At 68.9% G+C, this 12,821-nt stretch carries 11 protein-coding genes and 2 tRNA genes; 3 read left to right on the forward strand and 10 right to left on the reverse strand.

Features of this window, described 5'->3' with window-relative positions; translation table 11 throughout:
• Nucleotides 1–4: 4 nt before the first annotated feature.
• The 3 genes from secD to AC2SGK_RS09275 all read right to left on the reverse strand — a co-directional run bounded on the left by secD (nucleotide 5) and on the right by AC2SGK_RS09275 (nucleotide 3,329).
• The gene (gene secD / locus AC2SGK_RS09265) at nucleotides 5–1,669 is read right to left on the reverse strand and encodes a protein translocase subunit SecD (RefSeq protein ID WP_488323286.1); all 1,665 of its coding nucleotides are present in this window, start codon (nucleotides 1,667–1,669) and stop codon (nucleotides 5–7) included.
• 17 nt (nucleotides 1,670–1,686) lie between these two features.
• Nucleotides 1,687–2,019, reverse strand: a complete 333-nt coding sequence (yajC, locus tag AC2SGK_RS09270; RefSeq protein WP_411838746.1) for a preprotein translocase subunit YajC — start codon at nucleotides 2,017–2,019, stop codon at nucleotides 1,687–1,689.
• A 143-nt stretch (nucleotides 2,020–2,162) separates the two neighbouring features.
• The gene (locus AC2SGK_RS09275; RefSeq protein ID WP_488323287.1) at nucleotides 2,163–3,329 is read right to left on the reverse strand and encodes a M20 aminoacylase family protein; all 1,167 of its coding nucleotides are present in this window, start codon (nucleotides 3,327–3,329) and stop codon (nucleotides 2,163–2,165) included.
• A 64-nt stretch (nucleotides 3,330–3,393) separates the two neighbouring features.
• Between AC2SGK_RS09275 and mazG the strand changes: the two genes are divergently transcribed.
• Entirely contained in the window at nucleotides 3,394–4,203 is an 810-nt protein-coding gene (gene mazG, locus AC2SGK_RS09280; RefSeq protein ID WP_488323288.1) for a nucleoside triphosphate pyrophosphohydrolase, read from the forward strand.
• Here the strand turns inward: mazG and dusA are convergent.
• From dusA to AC2SGK_RS09305, 5 genes are all read right to left on the reverse strand, one after another.
• Nucleotides 4,200–5,180 carry a tRNA dihydrouridine(20/20a) synthase DusA gene (gene dusA, locus AC2SGK_RS09285; RefSeq protein ID WP_488323289.1) on the reverse strand — a complete coding sequence of 327 codons (981 nt, stop codon included), beginning with the start codon at nucleotides 5,178–5,180 and terminating at the stop codon, nucleotides 4,200–4,202. The two genes, mazG and dusA, sit on opposite strands and share 4 nt — an antisense overlap.
• A gap of 77 nt (nucleotides 5,181–5,257) precedes the next feature.
• Nucleotides 5,258–5,332, reverse strand: a tRNA-Val gene (locus tag AC2SGK_RS09290).
• Nucleotides 5,327–5,698, reverse strand: coding sequence for an HU family DNA-binding protein (locus tag AC2SGK_RS09295; RefSeq protein WP_488323290.1), 372 nt, complete (start codon nucleotides 5,696–5,698; stop codon nucleotides 5,327–5,329). Before AC2SGK_RS09295 ends, AC2SGK_RS09290 begins: the two co-directional genes overlap by 6 nt.
• Nucleotides 5,699–5,802: 104 nt before the next feature.
• On the reverse strand, nucleotides 5,803–8,220 hold the full coding sequence (gene lon / locus AC2SGK_RS09300) for an endopeptidase La (protein ID WP_488323291.1): 2,418 nt from the start codon (nucleotides 8,218–8,220) through the stop codon (nucleotides 5,803–5,805).
• Between the two features lie 124 nt (nucleotides 8,221–8,344).
• Complete coding sequence (locus AC2SGK_RS09305) at nucleotides 8,345–9,700, reverse strand: ATP-binding protein (protein WP_488323292.1); 1,356 nt, start codon at nucleotides 9,698–9,700, stop codon at nucleotides 8,345–8,347.
• A gap of 34 nt (nucleotides 9,701–9,734) precedes the next feature.
• On the opposite strand from AC2SGK_RS09305, the gene AC2SGK_RS09310 reads away from it, so the two are divergent.
• Nucleotides 9,735–10,604, forward strand: coding sequence for an MBL fold metallo-hydrolase (locus tag AC2SGK_RS09310; protein WP_488323293.1), 870 nt, complete (start codon nucleotides 9,735–9,737; stop codon nucleotides 10,602–10,604).
• A 60-nt stretch (nucleotides 10,605–10,664) separates the two neighbouring features.
• Nucleotides 10,665–10,739 (forward strand) — tRNA-Asn (locus AC2SGK_RS09315).
• Nucleotides 10,740–11,021: 282 nt separating this feature from the next.
• Here AC2SGK_RS09315 and AC2SGK_RS09320 read toward each other — a convergent pair.
• A complete protein-coding gene (locus AC2SGK_RS09320; protein ID WP_488323294.1) occupies nucleotides 11,022–12,323 on the reverse strand; it encodes an MATE family efflux transporter in 1,302 nt (433 codons plus the stop codon).
• Nucleotides 12,320–12,820, reverse strand: a complete 501-nt coding sequence (locus tag AC2SGK_RS09325; protein ID WP_488323295.1) for a PaaI family thioesterase — start codon at nucleotides 12,818–12,820, stop codon at nucleotides 12,320–12,322. Before AC2SGK_RS09325 ends, AC2SGK_RS09320 begins: the two co-directional genes overlap by 4 nt.
• Nucleotide 12,821: the final 1 nt, after the last annotated feature.

The following is a 12,821-nucleotide window of genomic DNA, read 5'->3' on the forward strand; positions in this document are numbered from 1 at the left end:
CCCCTTACAGGACCAGCTGGGCCGGCTTGCGCCATTCCAGCCAGATGAGAATCAGCAGTCGGGTCAGGAAGATGGCCGTGAAGACCGAGGTGACCAGACCGATGGTCAGCGTGACCGCAAAGCCCTTGACCGGCCCCGAGCCCAGGAAGAACATCACCGCCGCCGCGATGAAGCTGGTGACGTTGGCGTCCACGATGGCGCTCATCGCCTCGCGGAAGCCGTCCTCGATGGCGCGGAACGGCCGCTTGCCGCGGCGCAGCTCCTCGCGGATGCGCTCGAAGATGATGACGTTGGCGTCGACCGCGGTGCCGACGGTCAGCACGATCCCCGCGATGCCGGGCAGCGTCAGCGTGGCGCCCATCATGCCCATGATCGACAGGATCAGGATGACGTTGACCGTCACCGCGACCGAGGCGATCACTCCGAACAGCCCATAGCTGGCGATCAGGTAGGCCGCGACCAGCGCCGTCGCCACGAGGGCCGAGATGCGGCCCGCGTCGATGCTGTCCTGGCCCAGTTCCGGGCCGATAGTGCGTTCCTCGAGGAAGATCAGCTCGGCCGGCAGGGCGCCCGCGCGCAGAAGGACGGCCAGCTGGTTCGCCTCGTCGAAGGTCATCGACCCCGAGATCTGCCCCGAGCCGCCGGTGATGGCCGAGCGGATGACCGGGGCCGAGATGACCTCGTTGTCCAGCACGATGGCGAAGGGCTGGCCGATATTGGCCGAGGTGTAGGAGCCGAAGGCCCGCGCCCCGGTGGGGTTGAAGCGGAAGTTGACCGAGGGCTGGCCGTTCTCGTCGGTGCCGGGCATGGCGTCGACCAGGTCCTCGCCGGTGACGACCGGGCTCTGCTCCAGGATGTAGAACAGGTTCGGCTGGTCGATCGAGGGCGCGATCTGCTGGCCGACGCCGGGCTGGGCCTGCGGGTCGGCGGTGGTGCCGACGACCGGGTTGAAGGTCAGCTGGGCGGTGGTGCCGATCAGCGCCTTCAGCTCTTCGGCCGAGCCGATGCCGGGCACCTGGATCAGGATGCGGTCCTCGCCCTGGCGGGTGATGGTGGGTTCGCGGGTGCCGACCTCGTCTACGCGGCGGCGCACGATCTCCAGCGACTGCTGGATGGTGCGGTCGTCGGTGATGGCCTTCTCGGCATCCGACAGCTGGATGGTCAGGGTCGCCCCTTGCGTGCTGATCGCAAGCGACTGCTGGCCCGCGCCGGTCAGGGTGGTGACGGGGGTCGAGAATCCGCGCACGATCTCGGTCGCGGCGGCCATCTGGTCGGGATTGCCGATCTCGATGGCCAGGACGCCGTCGGGTGCGGCGACGCGACGCACGGCGCCCACGGTGTCGCGGGCCTCGCTCAGCGCGCGGCGCAGTTCGGGCCACAGCGCGTCCATGCGCGACTTGTAGACCTGCTCGACCTGCACCTCGCCCAGAAGATGGGCGCCGCCGCGCAGGTCCAGCCCCAGATTGACCAGATGGGACGGCAGCCACGAGGGCCAGCCGTCGCGCGCCGCGACCAGTTCGGGCGTCTCGACGCCGGTGGCCTCGATCTCGGCCACGGCATCGTTATGCGCCTCGACACGGGCGTAGAAGGCGTTGGGCAGCGCATAGAGCAGGCCCAGAAGGCAGATCCCGAGTATCAGGATTCGCTTCCATCGGTCGATCTGAAGCATTTTGGCTTGGGCCTTTATCAGCTGTTGGCGGCGACCGGCTCGGTCTTGGTCACGACCTGGGCCAGGGTGCTGCGGACGACGCGGACACGCACGCCGGTCGCGATCTCGACCTCCAGGTCCTCCTCGCCGACATTGGTGACCTTGCCCAGGATGCCGCCCTGGGTGATGACGCGGTCGCCCTTCTTGACGGCCTCGACCATCGCCCGATGGGCCTTCAGGCGCTTCTGCTGCGGGCGGATCATCAGGAAGTACATGATCGCGAAGATCAGGATCAGCGGGATGAACTGCGCGAAGGCGGCGGCGCCACCAGCGCCTCCGGCGGCCTGGGCATAGGCTGGGGTCACGAACATCGATCGTCCTTTCGGTCAGGGAGCGCAGCCGCGGCCGCGTCAGGATTGGCGCGCAACCTAGCGGCGCGGCCGGTCCTTGGCAAGAAAGCGCCGGACCGCCGCGGCCCGGGGGCCGCGAACGTCACCGTGATCGGCGCCCGCCATCAGGCCGGAACGGGCTGGGCGCGTTCGACCAGGCGGGCGAAGAAGCTGGCGCCCACCGGGGCCACCGCGTCGTTGAAGTCGTAGGCCGGGTGATGCACCCCCGGCCCGTCGCCCTGCCCCAGGAACAGGTAGCAGCCCGGCCGCGCATTCAGCATGTAGCTGAAATCCTCGGCCCCCATCTCGCGCCCGGCATCGGGCAGGACCTGATCCTCGCCCGCGATCTCGCGCGCGACGGCGACGGCGAAGCCGGTCTGGTCGGGGTCGTTGACGGTGGCGGGATAGCCCTCCTGATAGTCCAGGCGGATCTGCACGTCATAGGCCGCCGCCTGCCCGTCGCAGATCTGGGTCATCCGCCGGCGCACCATGTCGCGCACATGCGGCGCGAAGGTGCGGACCGTGCCGCAGACATAGGCCGTGTCGGGGACGATGTTGTCGGCGCTGCCGGTGTGGATCTGCGTCACCGACAGGGCCAGGTCGTCGCCGGTATAGTGGTTGCGGCTGCTGATCGTCTGGATGGCGCCCACCACGGCCACGGCGGCGACCACCGGATCGGCGGTCAGATGCGGCATGGCGCCATGCCCGCCGCGACCCTGGACATGGATCTCGAACGTGTCGACGGCGGCCATGATCGGGCCGGGCGTGGTCTGGAAGCTGCCCTCGGTCTGGCCCGGATTGTTGTGCATGGCAAAGACCCGGGCGATGTCGAAGCGCTCCATCATGCCGTCCTGCACCATCGCGTCGCCGCCGCCACCGGCCTCCTCGGCGGGCTGGAAGATCAGCGCGACGCGACCCGCGAAGTTGCGGGTCTCGGCCAGGTATTTCGCCGCGCCCAGCAGCATGGTCGTGTGGCCGTCATGGCCGCAGGCATGCATCCGCCCCGGCACGGTCGAGGCCCAGGGCGCGCCCGTCGTCTCGGTCAGGGGCAACGCGTCCATGTCGGCGCGCAGCCCGATGGTCGGGCCCTCGCCCCGGCCGTGGATGATGCCCACCACGCCGGTCCGCCCGATCCCCTCGTGGATCTCGTCCACGCCGAACTCGCGCAGCCGCGCGGCAACGAAAGCCGCCGTCTGATGACAGTCGAAGCCCAGTTCGGGGTTCTGGTGCAGATGGCGGCGCCATTCGGTCATCTGATCGGCAAAGCCTGCGATGCGGTTCAGGACGGGCATGTGGACTTGGGCCTTTCGCTGTGGCAGTCGAGGGGCCATCATCCGCGTGACGAAGGGAATTGCAATGGCCGACCCCCGCGACCCCGCGACCGAGATCGCCCGCCTGCTGGACATCATGGCCGCCCTGCGCGACCCCAGGACGGGCTGCCCCTGGGACATCGAGCAGACCTTCGCCACCATCGCCCCCTACACCATCGAGGAGGCCCATGAGGTCGAGGACGCGATCCAGCGCGAGGCTTGGGACGAGTTGCCGGGAGAGCTGGGCGATCTGCTGCTGCAGGTGGTGTTCCAGGCCCAGATCGCGCGCGAGGCCGGGATGTTCGACTTTGCCGATTGCGCGGCCAGCATCAGCGACAAGCTGATCTTCCGCCATCCGCATGTCTTCGGCGACGAATCCCGCGACAAGTCGGCCGAGCAGCAGGTCAGGGACTGGGAGGCGATCAAGGCGGTCGAGCGCGCCGGCAAGGCCGAACGCGGCACGCTGGACGGGGTGGCCCTGGGCCTGCCCGCGCTGACGCGGGCGATCAAGCTGCAGAACCGTGCGGCGCGCGTGGGCTTCGACTGGCCCGGTCCCGGCGAGGTGCTGGTCAAGATCGCCGAGGAGACGGCCGAGATGGTCGAGGCGCGCGACAGCCTGGGTCCCGAGGCCATGGAGGAGGAGTTCGGCGACCTCCTGTTCGTGATGGCCAACCTGGCCCGGCACCTGAAGATCGACCCGGAACTGGCCCTCCGCCGCGCCAATGCCAAGTTCACGCGCCGCTTCGGCGCGGTGGAAGCCGCATTGGCCGCCCAAGGCCGCCGCCCCGAGGACAGCGACCTGGCCGAGATGGATCGCCTGTGGGACGCCGCCAAGGCGGCCGAACGCAAGGCCTAGGCCGCCTGCGTCACCTGCGCCAAGGCCGCGTCATAGACCTCGATCCCGCCCTTGGAGGCGCCCTCGGACAGAGTGCGCTTCCAGCCGCGGGCCCCGTGCAGGCCGTGGAACAGGCCCAGCATGTGCCGGGTGAACTGGTGAAGCCGCCCACCTTCGGCCAGATGCGCGACGATCAGCGGCCGCATGGCCAGCGCCAGATCGGCCGGGTCGGCAAAGGGCGGCACGTCGCCCCAAAGACGGTCGGCCTCGCCCAGGATCTTCCAGGGTTCGTGATAGGCCGCGCGCCCGATCATCGCGCCGTCCATCACCTCCAGCTGCGCCCGCGCCTGATCCAGCGTGGCGATGCCGCCGTTGATGGACAGGTGCAGCTCGGGGAACGCTGCCCGCATCGCGTGGACCAGCGGATAGTCCAGCGGCGGGATCTCGCGGTTCTCCTTGGGGCTGAGGCCCTTCAGCCAAGCCTTGCGGGCATGGATGGTGACGCGCCGGACGCCCGCATCCCGCACCATCGCCAGAAACTCGGGCAGGACGGTCGCGGCATCCTGATCGTCCACGCCGATGCGGCACTTGACCGTGACGGGCACGGGGCTTTCGTCGCGCATGGCGCGCAGGCAGGCGGCCACGCGGTCGGGCATGGTCATCAGGATCGCGCCGAACGCCCCCGACTGCACCCGGTCACTGGGGCAGCCGCAGTTCAGGTTGATCTCGTCATAGCCCCATGCGGCGGCGATGCGCGTGGCCTGCGCCAGCTCGGCCGGGTCCGACCCGCCCAGCTGCAGGGCCAGCGGATGTTCGGCCGCATCGAAGTCCAAAAGCCGCGCGCGGTCGCCATGGATCACCGCCGGGGCGGTCACCATCTCCGTGTAGAGCAGCGCCCTTCGCGACATCATGCGGTGGAACCGCCGGCAGTTCCGGTCGGTCCAGTCCATCATCGGCGCGACGGAAAGGCGCGCGGCGTCAGCGATCGGGTCGGTCATGCGGGGGTCCGGTCATGGCAGAGGGGCGAGGCGCGGATATAGGCGCGTCGGGCCGAAACTGCAAACCGGAAGGAGAATGGTGGGTGATAAGGGATTTGAACCCCTGACATCTTCGATGTGAACGAAGCGCTCTACCACTGAGCTAATCACCCGTTGGGCAGGCTATTACCGTCAGATTCGCCCGGGTGCAAGGGGCCGATTGCGCTGTTTTCATCCGGCGCAGCCCCCAGCAGCGGCCGCCGGCGCAGCCGCAGGGTGATCACGTCGCCCCCGCGCGCGTCCCGCTCCAGGTTGATCCGCGCGCGGCCCAGGGGCGGCACCGCCAGCGTCTGCCCCGCCGACAGGATCTGCCCCAGCTGCAGCAGCGTCGCCTCGATGATCGGGCGCGCGTCGGCGCGTCGCGCACCGGTCGTGGCGACGACGCGATCGACGAAGTCGCGCTTGTGCACGACGATCGCCGCATGGGGTTCGTTGATGGTGGTCGTCGGGAGATCGGCCCCGGTGCCCTGCGCTGTCATCGTCCGAGCCTCCGATGGGAGATGCGATCCGGAAAGCCTAGCGCAGTTTGACGCTACGTCAAACGGGTTTGCGCGGGCCGGAGGGTCTCCGGCCCGCGACAGGATCAGTGCGCGACGGCGCTGCCGGGGCCATCGGTGCCGCGCTGCGCAGCGATCCGGGCGGCCTCGGCGGCCTCCTCGGCGGCCTCGTCCCATTCGATGGCCTTGGGCTGGCGCACCAAGGCGTGGCGCAGGACCTCGCGGACGTTGCCGACCGGGATGATGGTCAGGCCCTCTTTGACATTGTCCGGGATCTCAACCAGATCCTTTTCATTGTCCTGCGGGATCAGCACCGTCTTGATGCCGCCGCGCAGCGCCGCCAGCAGCTTCTCCTTGAGCCCGCCGATGGCCAGCACATTGCCGCGCAGCGTCACCTCGCCGGTCATGGCGATGTCCTTGCGGACCGCGATGCCGGTCATGACCGAGACGACCGAGGTCACCATGGCGATGCCCGCCGACGGTCCGTCCTTGGGCGTGGCGCCCTCGGGGACGTGGACATGGATGTCGCGCTTGTCGAATTCCGGGGGCCTGACCCCGATATCCGGCGCGATCGAGCGCACGAAGCTGGAAGCAGCGTCGATCGATTCCTTCATCACCTCGCCCAGCTTGCCGGTGGTCTTGACGCGACCCTTGCCCGGCAGGCGCAGCGCCTCGATCTGCAAGAGGTCACCCCCGACCGAGGTCCAGGCCAGACCCGTCACCACGCCGACCTGATCCTCCTTCTCGGCCAGGCCATAGCGGTGGCGGCGCACGCCGAGGTATTCCTCGACCTTCTCGGGCGTCACATCGACCGACTTGACCTTGCCCTTCAGTATCTCGGTCACGGCCTTGCGGGCCAGCTTGGCGATCTCGCGCTCCAGCGAACGCACCCCGGCCTCGCGGGTGTAATACCGGATCATGTGGGTCAGCGCCTCGTCGGTGACGCTGAACTCGCCCTTGCGCAGACCGTTCGCGGCGATCTGCTTGGACAGCAGGTGGCCCTTGGCGATCTCGCGCTTCTCGTCCTCGGTATAGCCCGACAGGCCGATGATCTCCATCCGGTCCAGAAGCGGGCCCGGCATGTTGTAGCTGTTGGCCGTGGTCACGAACATCACGTTCGACAGGTCGTATTCCACCTCAAGATAGTGGTCCACGAAGGTCGAGTTCTGTTCCGGGTCCAGCACCTCCAGCATGGCGGATGCCGGATCGCCCCGGAAATCCTGGCCCATCTTGTCGATCTCATCCAGCAAGATCAGCGGGTTGGTGGTCTTGGCCTTCTTCAGCGCCTGGATGATCTTGCCCGGCATGGAGCCGATATAGGTCCGGCGATGACCGCGGATCTCGGACTCATCGCGCACGCCGCCCAGGCTGATGCGAATGAACTCGCGCCCCGTCGCCTTGGCGATCGACCGGCCGAGCGAGGTCTTGCCCACGCCCGGAGGACCGACCAGCGTCAGGATCGGCCCCTTCAGCTTGCTGCTGCGCGCCTGCACGGCCAGATACTCGACGATCCGCTCCTTGACCTTGTCCAGGCCATAGTGGTCCGCGTCCAGGATCGCCTCGGCGCGGCCCAGATCCTTGCGGGTGCGCGACTTGACGCCCCAGGGCAGCGACAGCAGCCAATCCAGATAGTTGCGGCTGACGGTCGCCTCGGCCGACATCGGAGACATCGACTTCAGCTTCTTCAGCTCGCCCTCGGCCTTGTCGCGGGCCTCCTTGCTGAACTTGGTGGCGGCGATCTTCTGCTCCAGTTCCGTCAGCTCGTTCTGGCCGTCCTCGCCGTCACCCAGCTCCTTCTGGATCGCCTTCATCTGCTCATTCAGATAGTATTCGCGCTGCGTCTTCTCCATCTGGGTCTTGACGCGCGACTTGATCTTCTTCTCGACCTGCAGGACCGACATCTCGCCCTGCATCAGGCCATAGATCTTCTCCAGACGCTCGGCGATCTCCAGCGTCTCCAGAAGGTCCTGCTTGCGGTCCAAGTCGATCCCCATGTGACCCGCCACCAGATCGGCCAGCTTGCCGGCCTCGGTCGCGTCCGAGACGGCGGTGACGACCTCGTCGGGGATGTTCTTGCGGACCTTGACGTAACGCTCGAACTCCTCGCTGACGGTGCGCACCAGCGCAGTCACCGTGGCCTCGTCGCCCGGCGTCTCGGCCATGGGGCGGGCTTGGGCGGCGAAATGATCCTCGTGCGGGACGAACTCGGTGATCTCGACCCGCTCGCGCCCCTCGACCAGCACCTTGACGGTGCCGTCGGGCAGCTTCAGCAGCTGCAGCACGTTGGCCAGGACGCCGGTGCGGAAGATGCCCTCCTCGGTCGGCTCGTCCACGGCCGCGTCCTTCTGGGCGGCCAGCAGGATCGGACTGTCGGTCTCCATGACCGCCTCAAGCGCGCGAACCGACTTCTCGCGGCCGACGAACAGGGGCACGATCATGTGCGGGAAAACGACGATATCCCGCAGGGGCAGCACCGGATAGGTGGGGGTGGTGAATTGCGTCATGGTATGTCCTTTCTGCCCGAAGCCGCGGCCCCGTCATGGCGACGCGCGGCCTCTGCATGGGAACAATCTAGGGCCATGGCCCGCGCCGTTCAATATGACAGCAAGAATGCTGCCTATTATGGCTTCAGCGCGGGATCACGATCTCGGCGCGCAACCCGCCCAGCCGCGGCCCGCGCCCCAGGCGCAGCTGCCCGCCATGCGCCCGCGCCACATCCGCCGCGATGGCGAGGCCCAGCCCCGCCCCCTGCCCGCTGTTGCGCCTGCGCGAGCCGTCCAGCCGGGTGAAGGGCCGCATCACCGTCTCCAGGCTGTCCTCGGGAATACCCGGCCCGTCATCCTCGACGCCGATGCGCAGGCTGCGAGGACCCAGGGCCGCGTCCATCTCGGCCCGGCTGCCATAGCGGACGGCATTGCCGATCAGGTTCTCCAGCGCGCGGCGCAGCATGTCCGGCCGGAAGGTCGCCAGCCCCTGCGGGTCGCCCTCGAACTGGATCAGGCTGGCGGTCTGTCCGGCGCGCTGCGCATCCGCGACCAGCGCCTCCAGGAAGGGGGCCGCGGCCACGGGCTGGGGCGGGCTGTCCTGCGCATCGTCGCGGGCATAGTCCAGAAATCCGTCCACCATGCGGTTCATTTCGGCGATGTCGGCCTCCATGGCGGCGATGTCCTCGGGTTCGGGGGGCAGGTCGGGGCCCAGCATCGACAGCCCAAGGCGCAGCCGGGTCAGCGGCGTGCGCAGATCGTGGCTGATCCCTGACATCATCAGCTTGCGCTGTTCGTTCTGCCGCTCCAGCCGGTTGCGCATGTCCAGAAAGGCCATGCCCGCCACCCGCACCTCGACCGCGCCCGAGGGACGATAGGGCACGATCCGGCCCTTGCCGTATTCCTCGGCCGCCGCCGCCAGCCGCCGGATCGGGCGCAGCTGGTTGCGTAAAAAGATCGTCGCGATCCCTGTCATCAACAGCGAGGTGAACACCATCAGCACCAGCAGCTGATGGGGGTTCGACGCGCTGACCCGCCGCCGGTCGAAGCTGAGCGCATAGGGCCCCTGCCGTCCCTCCAGCGCCACCACGACGCGCCGGTCGTCGCCCGCCAGATCGACCGAGATCACCTGCGGCAGCGCATCGCGCAGCACCTCGGTCACGACCCGCCCCGAGAAGTCGTAGAACAGCCGGCTGTCCTGCGGCGCGGGCTGTGCCGGCAGCGTCAGGTCCAGTTCCAGCGGCCGGGCGACCGACACGCCCGCCCGCCGCGCGGCCTCGGCATCTGCCGCCCCGTCGACCAGCCGCGCCACGAAGGCCAGCTCATGCGACAGGCTGGTGGTCATCTGCCGCGTCACCCCCTCGAAATGGCGCTGCAGGAACATCACGCTGACCACCGTCGTCACCACCACGACCGGCAGGAACATGATCAGCGCCGCCCGCGCATAGAGGCCGCGCGGGATCAGCTTGCGCGGCACCCGCGGATCGGCGTCGTTGGTCATGGCGGCCTCCTTCTTGCCGCGCTAGGCTAGCGCCATGAGCACGCCCGCGAAAGACCCGCTGCCGATCCTGGCGCCCAACCCCTCGGCCCTGACGGGTCCGGGGACCACGACCTATCTGATCGGCACGCGGCATGTCGCCGTGATCGACCCCGGCCCCGACGATCCCGCCCATATCGAGGCCGTGGCCCGTGCCGGAGGCGGCCGCATCGGGCATATCCTGGTGACCCATGCCCATCGCGACCACAGCGGCGGGGCCACCCGCCTGTCCCGCCTGACCGGGGCGCCGGTGCTGGCCTTCGGCGACGCCCTGGCCGGGCGGTCGGCGGTGATGACGCGGCTTGCGCGCGACGGCCACGCCGCGATGGGCGGCGGCGAGGGGCTGGACCATGCCTTCGCCCCCGACCGGCTGCTGCGCGACGGCGACCGGATCGAGACCCCGGACTGGAGCCTCGAGGCGTTGCACATGCCCGGCCATGCGGCGGGCCATCTGTGCTTTCGGTGGGACGACGCGATCTTCTGCGGCGATCTGGTGATGGGATGGTCCTCGACGCTGATCTCCCCTCCGGACGGGGACCTCGGGGACTACATGCGCTCGCTGGACCGGCTGGCGGGCCTCGCCCCGGCGCGGCTGCTGCCGACGCATGGCGCGGCGATCGACGATCCCCTGCCCCATCTGGCGATGCTTGCCCGCCACCGCCGCATGCGCACCGCACAGATCCTGACGGCGCTGCGCGGGCAGTCCGATTCAGCGCCGTCCCTCGCCCGGCGGATCTACGACGTCCCGCCCGCGCTGCTGCCGGCGGCCGCGCGCAACGTCCTGGCGCATCTGATCGCCCTCTGGCAGATCGGAGCCGTTGATTTCACGGGCGAATTGTCCCTCGACACGATTTTTTCACCCGTATGACAAAAAAGCGCCCGCGGCCACTGGACGCCCCCCATAGAGGTTGCTATATCCGCCCCGTGTTCCGGCGTAGCTCAGCGGTAGAGCAGTTGACTGTTAATCAATTGGTCGTAGGTTCGATCCCTACCGCCGGAGCCAATTTCAGCGTCATTCGTTGAACGAGCTACCCAGGTCAGCGAACAGCTCCCTATTGCATGGCATTGATTTTCCAATGCGACGCACCTTCCCCATCTTGGGTAAATGCAAAAAATAACGGATGGGAAGGATTCCCTCCCGACCGCGCGCAATTCCCGATCTCTCGTTGCCGCTCATCGTCGAGTGATGGACAGGCCGGAGCCCGCGATCCGGTCGTGGCCACTGGTCACTCCCGTGAGCAACCGCGGTCAGGACCTGGACACAGGCGTTCGGCATCGACGATCGTCATGGCTCCGCGGCCCGCTCGGCGCGGGGATAGAGGCGCAGCATGGTCGCGGCGCGCGCCAGGTTCAGAGCCGTCAGCGCCGCCCAGAGGCCGTGATTGCCCAGGACCGGCGGCAGGATCAGTACACCCAGCAGGAAGACGGCGACGGACTGGATCATCGCGACTCGCATCTCGCGCGTCAGGGTGGCGCCGATGAAGATGCCGTCCAGCATCCAGCCCGCGACCCCAACCAGCGGCGCCGCGACCAGCCAGGGCAGATAGTCCCGCGCCGTCTGCCGCACCTCGGGCGAGGTGGTCAGCAGGTCGATGATCGCGCCGCCGCCTATGGCGAACAGAACCCCCAGCACCGCCGCCCCGGCCAGCCCCCAGGCCGATGCCAGCCGCGCGGCACGCCGCACCCGCTCGGGGCGCCGCGCGCCGACAGCCTGCCCCACCAGGCTCTCGGCCGCGAAGGCGAAGCCGTCCAGCGCATAGGCGGTCAGGGCCAGGAACTGCAGCAGGACCTGATTGGCGGCCAGCGGCACGTCGCCCTGCCCCGCTCCCAGGAACAGGAAGCTGGTCATGCAGCCCTGCAGCAGGACCGAGCGGATCATGATATCGCCGTTCACCCGCACCAGCCGCGCCAGCCGGTCCCCCGCCCAGAGCCCCGCCGCGCGCCGCGCCTGCGCCAGCACGCCGCGCGCCAGCCACAGGCCCAGGGCCAGGCCCGACAACTCGGCGATCAGCGTGGCCCAGGCCACCCCCGCGACGCCCAGGCCCACCCCCAGCACGAACCACAGGTCCAGCGCCAGGTTCAGCCCGTTCTGCATCAGCTGCAGGCCCAGCACCGCCCGCGTGCGCTCGACCGCGATCAGCCAGCCGGTAATCGCATAGAGGCCGATGGTCGCGGGCGCGCCCCAGATGCGGATCGCCAGATAGTCGCGGGCCAGCGCCTCGACCGCGTCCGAGGCAGGCGCCAGCCGGAAGGCAAGCGCAAAGATTGGCACCTGCAGCGCGACGAAGACCAGCCCCGCCCCCGCCGCGATGGTCAGCGCGCGCAGCAGATGGGCGCCCACCTCGGGCGCGTCGCCCGCGCCATGGGCCTGCGCCACCAGCCCCGACGTGCCCATGCGCAGGAACCCGAAGATCCAGTAGATCGAGGTCAGGATGACCGCGCCGATGCCAACCGCGCCGATGGCCTGCGGCTGGCCCAGCTGTCCCACGACGCCGGTATCGACCAGACCCAGCAGCGGCACCGTCAGGTTCGACAGCACGATGGGCGCCGCGATGCGCAGCACCCGGCCGTGGGTCAGCGCCGTCAAGGCTGCGGCATCAGGAAATGCCCGGTGGCCTGGGCCATCAGCCGCGCGCGGTTGTCCTGCCAGGCCTCGACATGCACGCTGGCATAGCGCCGCCCCGACCGCACCACCCGGGCCCGCGCATAGGCGTCCCGCGGCAGGCCCGAGCGCAGATAGTCCACGGTGAAGTCGATGGTCTTGGGCAGGCGCGGCAGGCTGTCGGGCACCGCCGCGTCCGGCGCGATCCGGCCCGATTCCAGGTCCTCCCACATGGCGGTCCAGGCCAGTTCGATGATTGCGGTGACCTCCAGGAAGGCCGCCGTGACGCCGCCATGGATCGCGGGCAGCATCGGGTTGCCGATCAGCTTGTCGTCATAAGGCAGGATGGCGGTCAGCTCATCTCCGCGGCGGTCGAAGCGGATGCCCAGCCAGGTCATGTAGGGCACGCCGGTGACCAGCGCGGCCAGCGCGGAATCGCGGCGCGACTTGATCTGATGGAGGGGTTCGTTGCGGTCGGCCATG

The organism is Paracoccus sp. NIOT.M2S5SZ12 (assembly GCF_057748165.1).